The following is a 15744-nucleotide window of genomic DNA, read 5'->3' as shown; positions in this document are numbered from 1 at the left end:
CACATGCAAATGTCGGTTCGCCGCGCCATCGATGTGCGCAGTACAGCTGAGAGCTCGGCCTAGGAACCTGGTTGTGTTGGCGGATTGGCAAATTCATCCGAATTGCAGCAAATTTATGGAATTTTCTTCTTTTAGCTCTAAATAGCTATGCCGTATTGCCGCCATGTTCATTAATTGAAATTGAACATTAGAGGAAAAAATTCCAATTTGAATCTTTGGATTCAAGGTCTTGGCATTCTCTTCCTCCACCCTGGAGGGAATTTGCCGCAGACACTGGCCGCAATCCTCTTGATCGCAGCTGCGCCTGTGTGCATAAGCCCGCCAACAGCAACAGAGGCCGGGCCCTCCACAAGCCCGAATGAGGACACGATGTCAGAATTCAAGCCGCTCGTTTTTTCCGGCGTTCAGCCGACAGGCAATCTCCACCTCGGCAATTATCTCGGCGCGATCCGCAAATTCGTCGCCCTGCAGGAAAACAATGACTGCATCTATTGCGTCGTCGATCTGCATGCGATCACCGCGCAGCTGGTGCATGAGGACATGCCGGGCCAGATCCGCTCGATTGCCGCCGCCTTCATCGCCTCGGGCATCGATCCGAAGAAACACATCGTCTTCAACCAGTCGGCCGTGCCGCAGCATGCCGAGCTTGCCTGGATCTTCAACTGCGTCGCCCGCATCGGCTGGATGGAACGCATGACCCAGTTCAAGGACAAATCCGGCGGCAAGAATGCCGAACAGATGTCGTTGGGCCTGCTTGCCTATCCGAGCCTGATGGCTGCTGATATTCTCGTTTACCGCGCGACGCACGTGCCTGTCGGTGATGATCAGAAGCAGCACCTGGAACTTGCCCGCGATATCGCGCAGAAGTTCAACATCGATTTCGGCGATCATATCCGCCGGACCGATTACGGTGTCGATATCAAGGTCGGCGAAGAGCCGGTGCATGCCTATTTCCCGATGGTTGAGCCGCTGATCGGCGGCCCGGCGCCGCGCGTCATGTCGTTGCGTGATGGCACCAAGAAGATGTCGAAGTCGGATGCATCCGATCTGTCGCGCATCAACCTGATGGACGATGCCGAGACGATCTCGAAGAAGATCCGCAAGGCCAAGACCGATCCGGACGCCTTGCCAAGCGAGGTCGATGGCCTGAAGGGCCGCCCGGAAGCCGACAATCTCGTCGGTATCTATGCCGCCCTGTCGGACAAGACCAAGGCTGAGGTGCTTTCAGAATTCGGCGGCCAGCAGTTTTCCGTCTTCAAGCCGGCGCTCGTCGATCTCGCGGTCACCGTTCTTGCCCCGATCTCGGGCGAAATGCGCCGCCTGATGGACGACACGACCCATATCGACAGCATCCTGCGCGATGGTGGCGAGCGGGCCAGGGCGCGGGCGGAAGTGACGATGAAACAGGTTCGGGAAATCGTCGGCTTTCTGCAATAATCCGCCGCAAAAGAAACCTTGCAGCCAAAAATATCGGGTGTAAGAGTCGCGTCATGGTTTCAACACGACTCTCAAGACTGGAAGGTCACCGCCGCAAATTCATGGCGGTGATCGACGATACCCCGGAATGCGGCCGCGCCGTTCACTATGCCGGCATGCGCGCTAAAAACTCCAATGGCGGTCTCGTTCTGCTCTATGTCATTGCCGATGCCGACTTCCAGCAATGGCTGGGTGTCGAGGGGATCATGCGGGCGGAAGCCCGGGCCGAGGCCGAGGCAACGCTTGCCAAGATCGCCCAGATGGTGCGCGAAACGATCGGGATCGAGCCGGAAATGGTGATCCGCGAAGGCGGCGCAACGGATCAGATCTACAGCCTGATCGAGGAAGACCGCGACATCGCCATTCTGGTGCTGGCCGCCGGTTCGGCCAAGGATGGCCCAGGTCCACTGGTTTCGTCTATTGCCGGCAAGACAGCCGCATTCCCGATCCCGGTAACTGTCATCCCGGATCTGCTGACGGACGAGGAAATCGATGCGTTGAGCTGAACCTTGCCGCCAAAACAAGGATCAATGGAATTGATCCTTGCGCGGCTGAAACGCTGGCCCACGCATCTTGAAGCAGCCGCCCAAACCGCTTATATTCTTTTGAATAGTTCTAAACAGGCTGGTTGAACGCGATCCCGGCCGACGCGGAGTAAAGACATGTTCATCCAGACCGAAGCCACGCCGAACCCCGCCACGCTGAAATTTCTGCCGGGTAAGGTTGTGATGGAAAACGGCACGGCCGAATTCCGCGACGCGGAAGAAGCCGCAGCCGGTTCGGCGCTGGCCGCGCGCCTGTTCATGATCCCCGGTGTGACCGGCGTCTATTTCGGCTATGATTTCATCACGGTCACCAAGGAAGCGCAGGAATGGCAGCACTTGAAGCCTGCCATCCTCGGCTCGATCATGGAACACTTCATGTCCGGGCAACCGGTCATGGCGGTGCATACGCGCGCTGAAGAAAGTGATCAGGACGGCGAGTTCTTCGAAGAGGGCGACGAGACCATCGTTGCGACCATCAAGGAACTGTTGGAAACCCGCGTTCGCCCGGCTGTCGCCCAGGATGGTGGCGATATCACCTTCAAGGGTTTTCGCGATGGCACTGTCTTCCTCAACATGAAGGGCGCCTGCGCCGGCTGCCCGTCCTCGACGGCAACGCTGAAGCATGGCGTGCAGAACCTGCTGCATCATTTTATTCCTGAAGTGCAGGCGGTCGAAGCCGTCTAAGCGAGCGATTATCCGTGCCGCGACTATCCAGAAAAGTTGAAAAATCATGATCGTCCTGGCCATTGATACGGCTGGGGCGGGCTGTTTTGCAGCCGTCTACGACAGCGATAGCGATACGGTTCTGGCCTCGGCCGGGGCCGATATCGGCCGTGGCCATGCAGAGCAACTCATGGGGTTTATCGACGAGGCGCTCGCCGCTTGTGGCAAGGTGCTTGCCGATATCGGCCGCATCGCGGTGACCATCGGTCCGGGCTCCTTCACCGGCATCCGCGTCGGCGTTGCCGCGGCGCGTGGTTTTGCGCTGGCACTGAACGTGCCGGCCGTTGGTGTTTCAACACTTGCTGCCATTGCCGAAGCTGCCCGGGAAAGGCATCCGGGCCGCGCCATCCTGGCGACGATCGATGCAAAGCGTGACGAGCTTTATTGCCAGAGTTTCGAAGCCGACGGCACGGCGCGTAGCGAAGCGTTGATGCTGGAAATTCCAGACGCCCAAAGGATGTTTGCCGGTTTCGACGGCTTCATCTGCGGCACCGCCGCCCGGCATCTGACAGACAACGTTCCGGAAAGCGCCGCCCAAACGGACCTCACGGATATCCGTCTTGTCGCCCGCCTTGGTGCTGCGGCCGATCCTTCACTGGGCAAGCCGAGCCCGCTCTATCTGCGCGGCCCCGACGTCAAGTCGCAGGCCGGCTTTGCGGTGGCGCGAGCGTAAGATGTCGCTGACCGACTTTTTTGTCCGCAAGCCCGAATTCGAAATCTTTGCCCTGGAAACGGCCGACCTGCCGCAGGCGGCGGCCGTCCATAAATTGCGGTTCACGCATGCCTGGAGCGACGGCGAACTGCATTCGCTGCTGAACCAGGATACCGTTTTCGGCTTCATCGCCCGCCAGAACAATGCCTATACGCGGCCGTTTATCACGCAACCACTTATCGGCGGCTTTGTCCTGTCGCGGGTGGCGGCCGGTGAAGCGGAAATCCTGACGATCGGCGTCGATCCGCGGTTTTCGCGTCTCGGCCTCGGCTGGCGGTTGATGCGGGCGGCATTGCGCGAAGCGCGCGATCAGGCTGCTGAAGCCGTTTTCCTCGAAGTCGATGAGACCAATACTGCCGCGATCGCGCTCTACCGGAAACTCGGATTTTCCAAGGTCGGCGAAAGACGTGCTTATTATCAGGATGTTAACGGCGCCAAAACCGCTGCCCTTGTCATGCGGCTCGATCTTGGTTAGCCGTAGCTGCCTTGAACCGAATGATGTGAAGCGGACCAGGAAGAGAGACGCGCTTGCGCCGCAATGCCGACAGACCAAGCAGAGATCACGATAGACGCAGCACAGTGTCCTTGATGCTGACGCCGGATGGCGTGCCGAGGCGCTGCGCGTGATCAATTGGCTGCGCGTCACGCTGTGCATGACAATTCTCGTTCTGGCGACCGTTGTCATGGCGCCGCTGCAAATCCTGTTTCTGTGGCTGGACACACCGCAACGCCGCACCCTGCCGCGCCTGTGGCATCGCATGGCCTGCCGCCTCGTCGGCATCCGGGTCCGCGTCCATGGCACGCCGGACCGGCAGCGGCCATTGCTGCTGGTATCGAACCATGCCAGCTGGAAGGATATTCTCGTTCTCGGCTCGATCGCCGACGTGGTGTTCGTCGCCAAGTCCGACGTCAAGGCGTGGCCGGTCTTCGGCCTTCTGGCGCGTCTGCAGGCAACGATCTTCGTCGAGCGCGAGCAGAAACGCACCACCGGCAATCAGGTCAACGAGATCGGCAAGCGTCTGGCCGATGGCGAGATCGTTGTTTTGTTTCCCGAAGGCACGACCTCGGATGGCAACCGGCTTCTGGAGATCAAGACGTCGCTGTTCGGTGCCGCTGCCGCCGCCGTTCCGATGTCGCCGACGGGTGCCGTCCATGTCCAACCTTTGGCCATTGCCTATACCGGCATTCACGGCATGCCGATGGGCCGCTATCACCGGCCGGTCGCCGCCTGGCCGGGCGATATCGCGCTGGCGCCGCATCTGCTCGGTATCCTCTACGAGGGCGCCGTCGATGTCGACGTGATCTACGGCGAGCAGATCACCTATACGGCAGAGAGCAACCGCAAGGTCGTCAGCCGCCAGGTGGAGAAGAGCATTCGCGAGATGCTGGCTCTCAAGCTGCGTGGCCGCTGAGGCTGTCGTGGCCAAGGGAAAGGGCTTCAATTTTGGCCCTTGATGCTCTATGGAACCGGGCATGACACAGGAAATCGCCGTTTTATCCGCAAAGCCCGATGTGGCTCTTGAGAGCTCAGCCGTCCGCAAGGTCTTCGTGAAGACCTACGGCTGTCAGATGAACGTCTACGATTCCGACCGGATGACCGATGCGCTGGCCAAGGATGGCTATGTCGCAACCGATGTCATGGAGGACGCCGATCTCGTCCTGTTGAACACCTGTCATATCCGTGAGAAAGCCGCTGAGAAGGTTTACTCGGCGCTTGGGCGGCTGCGTGACTTGAAGAAGAAAAAGGCCGGCGAAGGCCGCGAAATGATGATCGGCGTTGCCGGTTGCGTCGCGCAGGCCGAAGGCGACGAAATCTTGCGCCGGGCACCCGCCGTCGATCTCGTCATCGGGCCGCAGACCTACCACCGGCTTCCCGAGGCGCTTCAGCGCGTCAAACGTGGCGAGCGGGTGCTGGAAACCGATTACGCCATCGAGGACAAGTTCGAGCACTTGCCGGCACCCGACAAGGCCAAGACAAAGGCGAGGGGCGTCACCGCGTTCCTCACGGTTCAGGAAGGCTGTGACAAGTTCTGTACCTTCTGCGTCGTGCCTTACACGCGTGGCTCCGAAGTCTCCCGGCCGGTTGCCCAGATCGTTGCCGAAGCACAGAAACTGGTCGATGCTGGCGTGCGCGAAATCACTCTGCTCGGCCAGAACGTCAATGCCTGGCATGGCGTTGGCGCCAACGGCGAAAAATGGGGTCTCGGCGACCTCCTGCATCGCCTGACGCAGATCGAAGGTCTTTCCCGCCTGCGGTATACCACCAGCCATCCGCGCGACATGGATGACAGCCTGATCGACGCCCATCGTGATCTGCCGCAACTGATGCCCTATCTGCACCTGCCGATCCAGTCCGGCTCCAACCGCATCCTGAAGGCGATGAACCGGCGGCACACGACGGCCGAATACATCGCGCTGATCGCCCGCATCAAGGCGGCCCGGCCCGATCTCGCGCTCTCTGGCGATTTCATCGTCGGCTTCCCCGGCGAAACCGACGAGGATTTCGAGGACACGCTGCGCCTGGTTGAAACCGTTGGTTATGCACAGGCATTTTCATTCAAGTATTCGACCCGCCCCGGAACGCCCGGCGCCGATCTTGGAGACCAGGTGCCGGAAGACGTAAAAGCCAAACGCTTGGAAAGATTGCAGGCTTTGTTGCTAAAACAGCAAAACGAGTTTGCTCAAGCCTGTATCGGCAAGACGATCGACCTGCTTCTGGAGAAGCCGGGCCGCATGCCGGGCCAGCTGATCGGCCGCTCGCCCTGGCTGCAGTCCGTGAATGTTGATGCAAACGCATCGCAAATCGGTGACATTGTTTCTGTACGAATCACTGGTGCGGGGCCTAACAGTCTGTTTGCCGAAGTGGTAAGCTGAAGGACCGCTAACTCAAGGAGCCTGACCGCTTGAACGGACACGAATTGGTTTCATCTTCGCCGCGCCAGTCGAAAACATCCGCGACAGACGTCAATCACTTCGTGCTCACATTTGAGAACAACCGGTTCGCCAGCGAGTTGTTTGGCCAGTTCGACCAGAATCTCAAATTGATTGAGCAGCGCCTGCATATCGATGCACGGCCGCGGGGCAATTCCGTCGCGATCTCCGGTGAAGTCGTCGCCACCAATCAGGCCCGCCGGGCGCTCGATTATCTCTACGGGCGCCTGCAGAATGGCAGCACCGTTGAACCCTCCGATGTCGAAGGCGCCATCCGCATGGCGGTCGCTGCCGATGACCAGCTCCAGTTGCCGACCATGGAAAAGAAAGCCAAGCTGAACCTCGCGCAGATTTCGACGCGCAAGAAGACTGTTGCGGCCCGCACGCCGACGCAGGACGCCTATATGCGCGCGCTGGAGCGGTCCGAATTGGTGTTCGGCGTCGGCCCGGCCGGTACCGGCAAGACCTATCTTGCCGTTGCGCATGCTGCCCAGCTTCTCGAGCGCGGCGCGGTCGATCGCATCGTGCTGTCGCGCCCTGCCGTGGAGGCCGGCGAACGCCTCGGCTTCCTGCCGGGTGACATGAAGGACAAGGTCGATCCGTATCTGCGGCCGCTATACGACGCGCTCTATGACATGATGCCCGGCGACAAGGTCGAGCGGGCAATCACTGCTGGCGTCATCGAAATCGCCCCGCTCGCCTTCATGCGCGGACGTACGCTCGCCAATGCCGCCGTCATTCTCGACGAGGCACAGAACACCACGACGATGCAGATGAAGATGTTTTTGACGCGTCTCGGCGAAAACGGCCGGATGATCGTCACGGGCGATCCAAGCCAAGTCGACCTGCCGCGTGGCGTCAAGTCCGGCCTGGTCGAGGCCCTGCAGATCCTCAAAGGCGTTGAAGGCGTATCGGTTGTCCGCTTCAAGGATGTCGATGTTGTCCGCCATCCGATGGTTGCCCGTATCGTCCGTGCCTATGAGGCAACGACGGCAGTGCATGACGAAAGCGAGCAGGGCGACCGCTAAGGCGGAAGCAAGCCAATCATGACGAGCCTTGATATCCAGATCAGCGTCGAGGAAGGCCCATGGCCTTCCGAAGCGGAACTTGCGTCTCTCAGTGAACGTGTGCTTGGCGCGAGCGCCGATTTCCTGAAGCGTGAAGAAAAACAGCCATTTCCCAAAATGCCGCCGGAAGTGTCGCTAGTGTTTACCGATGATGCCTCCATCCGGGAAATCAACGCAGAATGGCGCAGCCAGGATAAACCGACCAATGTCCTGTCGTTTCCCGCCTTCCCGGTGACGCCGGGCAAGATGCCGGGTCCGATGCTCGGCGATATCATCCTTGCCCATGAGACGCTGGTGCGCGAGGCCGATGATCTCGGCAAGCCTTTCGATGAGCACCTGACCCACCTCCTGGTGCATGGATTCCTGCATCTTTTCGGTTATGATCATATCGATGAGAGTGACGCCGAAAGAATGGAGGACCTTGAGACTCGCATTTTGGCCGGTCTTGGTTTATCTGATCCCTATGGGGACAGTGATCCCGTTTGATAGTTTGGAACAATGAGCGATTTTAGAGCGCAGCCGGCAGCGGCTGTTAGAGACGAGGCGGAAGCCTCCAGTCAGGACGAGGCGGGCAGTAGTAGCACCGCCCCCAAACCTGAGAACGGCAAGTCAGGCTCCTCCTTCTGGAGCCGTGCAGCCCGGATCTGGCGTGCGGGCAATGCCTCCAGCCTTCGTGAAGATCTTACCGACGCGTTGATGACAGGGGCTGCGGATGGCGATACGGCGTTTTCGCCGGCCGAACGCGCCATGCTCAACAACATCCTGCGGTTCCGCGAAGTCCGCGTCGAGGATGTCATGGTTCCGCGCGCCGATATCGAGGCCGTGGATCTCAGCATCACCATCGGTGAACTGATGGTGATCTTCGAGGAATCCGGCCGCTCGCGCATGCCGGTCTATAGCGAAAGCCTCGACGACCCGCGCGGCATGGTTCATATCCGCGACCTGCTTTCCTATGTGACCAAGCAGGCCCGCAACAAACGGCGCACCGGCAGCCGTTCTTCTGCGAGTGCTGCGGCAACCACGGCTGAAAAATCCGAAAAGCCGGTTCGCCAGCCCAAGCCGAGTTTCGATCTCGGCCGCATCGACCTGTCTAAGACCGTCGAAGAGGCCGGCATCATCCGCCAGGTCCTGTTCGTGCCGCCGTCCATGCACGCCTCGGACCTGATGCAGCGCATGCAGGCCGCCCGCATCCAGATGGCATTGGTGATCGATGAGTACGGCGGAACCGATGGCCTCGCCTCGCTCGAGGATATCGTCGAAATGGTTGTCGGTGATATCGAAGATGAGCATGACGACGAAGAAGTCATGTTTGCCAAGACGTCCGACGACGTTTTTGTTGCCGATGCCCGCGTTGAACTGGAAGAGATCGCCGCAGCGATCGGCCCGGATTTCGACGTGCGCGAGCAGCTTGAGGATGTCGATACGCTCGGCGGTCTGGTCTTTGCCTCGCTCGGCCGCATCCCGGCTCGGGGTGAGGTGGTCCAGGCTATCCCCGGCTTCGAATTCCAGGTTCTGGATGCCGATCCGCGCCGGGTGAAGCGCGTGCGGATCGTCCGCAAGCGCCCGCCCGCCCGCCGTCGTCCAGCAAAGGGCGAAGAGGAGGTGCCTTTCGAGGCCGCTCCAGCCGATGCGCCGGAGAAATCGCTGCGCGAAACCGGCTAAGCCTCCTGCTTTGAACGCTTAAACAGCGTTTCCAGGCACGACAAGCCGCCGCTTTTTTGGAACACTGCCCCACGTTGATTCGGATTGACGGTCACTGCGCGCGTTGTTTGCCGCGCCGGTGGCCGGGTGGCGGTTTGCGCCGATTGGGGGAAGTGAATGGAGTGGCTTGCGGGCAGGATCATGCTGTTGTCGGGAGCCCGCCGGGCACTTGTCGCCTTCGTCGCCGGTTTGATTGCGGTTTTCGCCTTGCCGCCCTTCGGCATTTTCGCAGCACCGTTTCTGTCTTTTCCGATTCTTGTCTGGCTGCTCGATGGTGCTTCGGGCAATCCCGGTCACGGTGTGCTCAGGCGCGGCTTTCCGGCATTCTGGATCGGCTGGTGTTTTGGTTTCGGCTACTTCCTCGGTGGCCTCTGGTGGCTGGGCAACGCGCTGCTCGTCGAGGCTGATGATTTTGCCTGGGCAGTGCCATTGGCCGTGCTCGGTGTGCCGGCGTTCCTCGCCTTGTTTTATGCCTTGGCAACCGCAGTCGCCCGCATCCTCTGGTCGGACGGCCTTGGCCGGATTGCGGCGCTCGCTTTTGCTTTCGGGCTTTTCGAGTGGCTGCGCAGCTTTGTCCTCACCGGGTTTCCCTGGAACGCGATCGGCTATGCGGCCATGCCGGTTCCGCTGATGATGCAGTCTGCCGCCGTGATCGGACTGGCAGGCGTCAACATGCTGGCGGTCTTCGTCTTCGCAGCACCCGCGCTCATCGGTACGCGCAAGGGGTTGCGCGTGGGATTGAGTCTTGCTGTTTTGCTGGTTGCGGCACATTTCGGTTACGGCTTCTACCGGCTGGCGCAGCCCTTGCCGCCGCCCGCCGATCCTGCTTTGACGATCCGGCTTGTCCAGCCTTTGATCGATCAGTCGAAGAAGATCGATGACAACGAGCGGATGGCGATCTTTGAAGAGCATCTGGAGCTGACGCAGGCGCCTCCCGCCGATGGCGGCAAACGGCCTGATATTGTCGTTTGGCCGGAAACCGCGGTCCCGTTCATCCTGACCGAGAATCCCGATGCGCTGCTGAGGATTTCAGATGTGTTGCAAGATGGCCAACTGCTCATCGCCGGCGCGGTGCGGGCTGAAGCCAGCGGCGCCGGCCAGCCACCGCGCTACTATAATTCGATCTATGTGATTGACGATCGCGGCCAGATCGTCGGCGCGTCCGACAAGGTCCATCTTGTTCCGTTTGGGGAATACCTGCCGCTGGAAAGCCTCCTCTCTGCCGCGGGGCTGGATACGGTCGCGATGCCTGGCGGCTTTTCCGCCGCGGCGACACGCACGCTGCTGACGTTGCCAGGTGGCAAGACGCTCTATCCGCTGATCTGCTATGAGGCTATTTTTCCTGGCGAAATCGGCATGGATGCGCTCCAGGGCGACGCACTGCTGAACCTCACCAATGATGCATGGTTCGGCAATACACCCGGCCCCTATCAGCATTTCCAGCAGGCCCGGCTGCGCTCCGTGGAGACGGGTTTGCCGCTCATCCGCGATGCCAACACCGGTATTTCGGCTGTTATCAATGGGCGTGGAGAGATAGTCACCGGCTTTCCGTTCGGAACAAAAGGCTTTGTAGACACAATTTTGCCGGGAAAACATGTATTGCTAATGAGCCCTGAGGCGCAAGAAAGGAGCGCAATCCTGATTGCGCTCCTTCTCTTCGGTTTGGCCGTTATTTCCCGCGCAAGTTTTATTCTGCGAGAGAATTGACCAAAAACCCCTAAAATTGCATAGTGGCATTTACCATCGATCTTCACCTATGTTCGGGGGGTTTCCGCCCCGGCTGCACAACGTATCGTGTAGTCTGCTCTCGGCAAGTGTCCAGGTTATGGAGCAACTGCAACTTCGCTTATTAGGAAACCGTTATGATAGAAAACAAGAAGAAGCCGAACCCTATCGACATTCATGTCGGTAGCCGGATTCGTCTTCGCCGCACCATGCTGGGCATGAGCCAGGAGAAGCTCGGAGAGAGCCTCGGGATCACCTTCCAGCAGATCCAGAAATATGAAAAAGGTACGAACCGGGTCGGCGCCAGCCGCCTTCAGAACATTTCAAGCATCTTGAATGTTCCGGTCTCCTTCTTTTTCGAAGATGCACCGGGCGATGCCTCAACCGGTCCGTCTGGCATGGCAGAAGCCTCAAGCTCGAACTACGTGGTCGATTTCCTGTCGTCCTCGGAAGGTCTCCAGCTCAACCGCGCATTCGTCAAGATTGGCGATCCCAAGGTGCGCCGCAAGCTTGTAGACCTCGTCAAGGCCTTGGCCGCAGAAGCGGAAGCCGAATAAATCTGCCCGCAGACATGGCATGAAAAAAAGCGGCCGGACAGTGCCGCTTTTTTTGTGTTCTGATCCAGGGCGGGACTGTCGCCCTCACAGTGGCAGAATGCCGAGATGCGGCATTAAAGCATCAAAAGCCCGGAAAAACGTTCCCTTCTGGCGGATATAAAGATATATTTATGTCCTTGTGTGCTTGTCATTTCGTGGCAAAATCACTAACACGTCTGAAGCATTTTTTCTTTGAGGGGACTTCCCGCATGCGCGCTAATTACCTGTTTACGAGTGAATCCGTGGCAGAAGGTCATCCAGACAAGGTCTGTGACCGGATCTCCGATGAAATTGTCGATCTTGTGTATCGTGAAGCCGCAAAAACCGGCGTTGATCCCTGGGGTGTCCGCATCGCCTGCGAAACGCTGGCAACCACCAACCGGGTGATTATTGCCGGTGAAGTCCGGGTGCCGGACACGCTTTTGAAGAAAGACAAGGATGGCAACGTCCTGAAGGACGCCGCTGGTCATCCGGTCATCAACCCGTCGAAGTTCAAGACCGCAGCCCGCAAGGCGATCCGTGAAATCGGTTACGAACAGGCTGGTTTCCACTGGAAGACCGCCAAGATCGACGTGCTGCTTCATCCGCAGTCGGCCGACATCGCCCAGGGCGTTGACAATGCCGCCGACAAGCAGGGCGACGAAGGTGCCGGCGACCAGGGCATCATGTTCGGTTACGCCTGCAAGGAAACGGCAGAACTGATGCCGGCGCCGATCTATTATTCGCATCGTATTCTTGATCTTCTGGCCGCCGCCCGCAAGAAGGGCGCTGATGAGGCTGGCCGTCTTGGCCCCGACGCCAAGAGCCAGGTCACTGTCCGCTATATCGACGGCAAGCCGTCGGAAGTCACGTCGATCGTCCTGTCGACCCAGCATCTTGATGAGGCCTGGGATTCGGCCAAGGTGCGCTCCGTCGTCGAGCCCTATATCCGCGAAGCGCTGCACGACATCGAGATTGCCGACGATTGCGCCTGGTACATCAACCCGACTGGCAAGTTCGTCATCGGTGGTCCGGATGGCGACGCAGGCCTGACCGGTCGCAAGATCATCGTCGACACCTATGGCGGTGCTGCCCCGCATGGTGGCGGTGCGTTCTCCGGCAAGGACACGACCAAGGTTGACCGTTCGGCTGCCTATGCTGCGCGCTACCTCGCCAAGAACGTCGTGGCCGCTGGCCTGGCAGACCGTTGCACGATCCAGATCGCCTATGCGATCGGTGTCGCTCAGCCGCTGTCGATCTATGTCGACCTGCATGGCACCGGCAAGGTCACGGAAGACCAGGTCGAAGGCGCGATCCGCAAGACGATGGATCTGTCCCCGTCGGGCATCCGCCGTCATCTCGACCTCAACAAGCCGATCTATGCCAAGACCTCGGCTTACGGCCATTTCGGCCGCAAGGCCGGCCGCGACGGCTCCTTCTCCTGGGAAAAGCTCGATCTCGTCAAGCCGCTCAAGGATGCTTTGAAGGAAGAAGCGCTGAAGGCCGCCTGATCAGGCTCTTTACGGACCTGCCGATAAAACTGTAAAGCGGATGTTTCCTGACGGAGACATCCGCTTTTATCGTGAAAGACCATTGCCATGACCGAACAGCACCGCAGCCGCTCGACCGAAGCCTTCTTCGGCCGCCGCAAGGGCAAACCGTTGCGCGCGCTGCAGGCGACGCATCTTGATACGGTCCTGCCCTTGCTTCGGCTGGATTTGGCATCGCCAGCACCGGTGGATGTCAAGACGCTGTTCAAGCATCCTGTCGAACGCGTGCGGCTGGAGATCGGCTTTGGTGGTGGTGAGCATTTGATTCACCGTGCCGTCGAAGACCCGTCGACAGGCTTTATTGGTGTCGAACCCTTCGTCAATTCCATGGCAAAGCTGGTCGGCTATATCGAGGAGCGTGGCGCGAAGAATATTCGCCTGCATGATGATGATGCAACGCAGGTGCTGGATTGGCTGCCGGAAAATTCAATCGATCAGATCGATCTTCTCTATCCGGATCCATGGCCGAAGCGGAAGCACTGGAAGCGCCGCTTCGTCTCTCCGGTCAATCTCGATCGGTTCGCTCGCGTGCTGAAACCCGGTGGCATTTTCTGCTTCGCCTCGGATATCGACACCTATGTCAACTGGACGCTCGAACATTGCCGTAATCACGCGGCGTTCGAATGGACGGCGGAAAATGCCTCGGACTGGCTGACGCCCTATGCCGGCTGGCCGAGCACACGCTACGAGGCCAAGGCGCGCCGGGAAGGCCGCAAGTCCGCTTATCTGACATTCCGGCGCGTCTAGGCCGGAATGTCATGTCAGTCTGTGGGTCTTAATGCAGGCTGACAGTGCGCAGGTCGTCTTCTGCGGCCTTGAAGAAGGTGCTGGAACGGTTGTCGGTCAAAAGGATCGGCGTGCCGTCGGCGCCGAACAGGGCCCACAGGTCAAGATCAGGGTCCATATTGGGCGCTTCCGGAAAAACGCGCGACACTTCGTCCGAGCGCATCTTGCGGATATAGCCAACCTCACCGGCGCCGAGATGGGCCAGGTCGTTTTTCGACAGATGTGAGCTGACGTGTTTCAATCCCATGAGTCGTACTCCGTGGCTTTGCGGGTTTCATCGCCGGGAAAGGCGAAGAAACTCGCAACACATTGATTTTCCTGTACGAAGTTCGGGGCCATTGGGAGCGGCCGGGTCCTAGGTGCAGCCAGCATGAACTGCCGGTTATCCTACTCTGGGACCAAAATATTAATTTTCTTTACCATACGGACAGGTTCCGGACGAATGAGGTCGACCGACAGCAGGCCGTTCTTCAGCTCCGCCTTGGAAACCTGCATTCCCTCAGCCAAAACGAACATCCGCTGGAACTGGCGGGCTGCAATGCCACGGTGCAGATAGTCGCGTTCACCGGTCTCTGACTGGCGTCCGCGGATGATCAGCTGGTTTTCCTCGGTCGTGACGTCGAGGTCGTCTTCTGAAAAACCGGCGACAGCCAGGGTGATTCGCAGGCTGTCCGGCTCATTGACCGACTCGTCCCGGCGCACCCGCTCGATATTGTAGGGAGGGTAACCGTCATTGCCCTTGGCGATGCGCTCCAGGGTCTTTTCCATCGCATCGAAACCGAGCAGAAGCGGGCTCGTGAAGGGCGTGATCCGGGTCATGTCTAGTCCTTGCAGCTCAAGCGACCGTTTTGACGGACCTGCGAGGCAGCATCCGCGAGGCCTCAATATGGTAGCTGTGCGTAGCGAGTGCAAGGCGCTTGCACTGCGCCAACAGGCAAATCATAGTCCCGCTCGCTGATTTGGAGGAGACCTGCATGGCCGAGCCGAGAAAGATTATCATCGATACCGATCCGGGGCAGGACGATGCCGCCGCGATCATGCTGGCGCTCGGCAGCCCTGGTGAGCTTGATGTGCTGGGCATTACGGCGGTCGCCGGCAATGTCCCGGTGGCGCTCACCTCGCGCAACATCCGGGTGATCTGTGAACTCTGCAATCGCCTTGACGTCAAGGTCTATGCGGGTGCTGACAAGCCTCTGGTTCGTCAACTGGTGACGGCGGAGCACGTGCACGGCAAGACCGGCCTGGATGGCCCGGTGGTCGAAGAGCCGACCATGCCGATGCAGACACAGCACGCCGTCGATTTCATCATCGAGACCCTGCTGGCCGAAGACGTGGGAACCGTGACGCTCTGCACCTTGGGTGCGCTCACCAACATCGCGCTGGCGCTCAACAAGGCACCGCAGATTGCCCCGCGAGTCCGTGAAATCGTCATGATGGGCGGCGGCTTCTTCGAGGGCGGTAACATCACGCCGGCGGCCGAATTCAATATCTATGTCGACCCGGATGCCGCCGATATCGTCTTCAAGTCCGGCATCCCGATCGTGATGATGCCGCTTGATGTCACCCACCGGGTGCTGACCTACAAGACCCGCGTTGAAAAGATCAAGGCGATCGGCTCGGCGGCCGCCGTTGCCATGGCCGAAATGCTGGAATTCTTCGAGCGCTTCGATATCGAAAAATACGGTTCCGATGGCGGCCCGCTGCACGATCCGACCGTCATCGCCTATCTCCTGCGCCCGGAGCTGTTCAAGGGCCGCGATTGCAATGTCGAGATCGAAACCAAGTCGGAGCTGACCGTTGGCATGACAGTCGTGGATTGGTGGCAGGTGACCGGCCGCAAGCACAACGCCAAGGTCATGCGCGAAGTCGACGATCAGGGTTTCTTCGATCTTCTGACGGAACGTCTGGCCCGTCTCTGATCGGCAGCATCAACATGAAACAAAAACGGCGCCG

17 protein-coding genes are annotated in these 15744 nt (G+C 59.4%); 15 read left to right on the top strand and 2 right to left on the bottom strand.

Going from position 1 to position 15744, the window contains the following annotated elements; genetic code table 11:
• The first annotated feature begins 369 nt into the window (after positions 1-369).
• The 14 genes from trpS to trmB all read left to right on the top strand — a co-directional run bounded on the left by trpS (position 370) and on the right by trmB (position 13752).
• Positions 370-1437 (top strand): tryptophan--tRNA ligase, encoded by a 1068-nt coding sequence (trpS, locus tag ASD36_RS05345; RefSeq protein ID WP_060500821.1) that lies wholly within the window; start codon positions 370-372, stop codon positions 1435-1437.
• A gap of 53 nt (positions 1438-1490) precedes the next feature.
• Positions 1491-1982: a universal stress protein gene (locus ASD36_RS05340; RefSeq protein ID WP_060500819.1), complete on the top strand. Its 492-nt coding sequence runs from the start codon at positions 1491-1493 to the stop codon at positions 1980-1982.
• Positions 1983-2138: 156 nt separating this feature from the next.
• Entirely contained in the window at positions 2139-2705 is a 567-nt protein-coding gene (locus ASD36_RS05335) for a NifU family protein (protein ID WP_060511956.1), read from the top strand.
• A gap of 46 nt (positions 2706-2751) precedes the next feature.
• Positions 2752-3417 (top strand): tRNA (adenosine(37)-N6)-threonylcarbamoyltransferase complex dimerization subunit type 1 TsaB, encoded by a 666-nt coding sequence (gene tsaB / locus ASD36_RS05330; protein ID WP_060500816.1) that lies wholly within the window; start codon positions 2752-2754, stop codon positions 3415-3417.
• 1 nt (position 3418) lies between these two features.
• On the top strand, positions 3419-3931 hold the full coding sequence (locus ASD36_RS05325) for an N-acetyltransferase (protein WP_060500814.1): 513 nt from the start codon (positions 3419-3421) through the stop codon (positions 3929-3931).
• A 148-nt stretch (positions 3932-4079) separates the two neighbouring features.
• On the top strand, positions 4080-4868 hold the full coding sequence (locus ASD36_RS05320; protein WP_060500812.1) for a 1-acyl-sn-glycerol-3-phosphate acyltransferase: 789 nt from the start codon (positions 4080-4082) through the stop codon (positions 4866-4868).
• 61 nt (positions 4869-4929) lie between these two features.
• Positions 4930-6330, top strand: a complete 1401-nt coding sequence (miaB, locus tag ASD36_RS05315) for a tRNA (N6-isopentenyl adenosine(37)-C2)-methylthiotransferase MiaB (RefSeq protein WP_060501397.1) — start codon at positions 4930-4932, stop codon at positions 6328-6330.
• 29 nt (positions 6331-6359) lie between these two features.
• Entirely contained in the window at positions 6360-7415 is a 1056-nt protein-coding gene (locus ASD36_RS05310) for a PhoH family protein (protein WP_037104536.1), read from the top strand.
• Between the two features lie 18 nt (positions 7416-7433).
• Positions 7434-7940 (top strand): rRNA maturation RNase YbeY, encoded by a 507-nt coding sequence (gene ybeY, locus ASD36_RS05305; RefSeq protein ID WP_060500810.1) that lies wholly within the window; start codon positions 7434-7436, stop codon positions 7938-7940.
• Between the two features lie 12 nt (positions 7941-7952).
• Entirely contained in the window at positions 7953-9116 is a 1164-nt protein-coding gene (locus ASD36_RS05300; RefSeq protein ID WP_060500807.1) for a hemolysin family protein, read from the top strand.
• 156 nt (positions 9117-9272) lie between these two features.
• Positions 9273-10862, top strand: a complete 1590-nt coding sequence (gene lnt / locus ASD36_RS05295) for an apolipoprotein N-acyltransferase (protein WP_060500806.1) — start codon at positions 9273-9275, stop codon at positions 10860-10862.
• A gap of 155 nt (positions 10863-11017) precedes the next feature.
• Positions 11018-11437: a helix-turn-helix domain-containing protein gene (locus tag ASD36_RS05290; protein WP_060500804.1), complete on the top strand. Its 420-nt coding sequence runs from the start codon at positions 11018-11020 to the stop codon at positions 11435-11437.
• 248 nt (positions 11438-11685) lie between these two features.
• Positions 11686-12966 (top strand): methionine adenosyltransferase, encoded by a 1281-nt coding sequence (gene metK / locus ASD36_RS05285; protein WP_060500801.1) that lies wholly within the window; start codon positions 11686-11688, stop codon positions 12964-12966.
• 87 nt (positions 12967-13053) lie between these two features.
• Positions 13054-13752 (top strand): tRNA (guanosine(46)-N7)-methyltransferase TrmB, encoded by a 699-nt coding sequence (gene trmB / locus ASD36_RS05280; protein WP_060500799.1) that lies wholly within the window; start codon positions 13054-13056, stop codon positions 13750-13752.
• A 28-nt stretch (positions 13753-13780) separates the two neighbouring features.
• Here trmB and ASD36_RS05275 read toward each other — a convergent pair whose 3' ends face one another.
• Both ASD36_RS05275 and ASD36_RS05270 read right to left on the bottom strand, forming a co-directional pair.
• Positions 13781-14038 (bottom strand): DUF1150 family protein, encoded by a 258-nt coding sequence (locus tag ASD36_RS05275; protein ID WP_037104558.1) that lies wholly within the window; start codon positions 14036-14038, stop codon positions 13781-13783.
• A gap of 140 nt (positions 14039-14178) precedes the next feature.
• The gene (locus tag ASD36_RS05270) at positions 14179-14610 is read right to left on the bottom strand and encodes an Hsp20 family protein (protein WP_060500797.1); all 432 of its coding nucleotides are present in this window, start codon (positions 14608-14610) and stop codon (positions 14179-14181) included.
• 155 nt (positions 14611-14765) lie between these two features.
• On the opposite strand from ASD36_RS05270, the gene ASD36_RS05265 reads away from it, so the two are divergent.
• On the top strand, positions 14766-15710 hold the full coding sequence (locus ASD36_RS05265; protein ID WP_060511953.1) for a nucleoside hydrolase: 945 nt from the start codon (positions 14766-14768) through the stop codon (positions 15708-15710).
• The last annotated feature ends 34 nt before the right edge of the window (positions 15711-15744 follow it).

Origin of the sequence: Rhizobium sp. Root1334 (genome assembly GCF_001426665.1) — a bacterium.
Taxonomy (GTDB): Bacteria; Pseudomonadota; Alphaproteobacteria; order Rhizobiales; family Rhizobiaceae; genus Pararhizobium.
The sequence above is the reverse complement of the archived record's forward strand: the minus strand, read 5'-3'. Positions and strand labels throughout refer to the sequence as shown.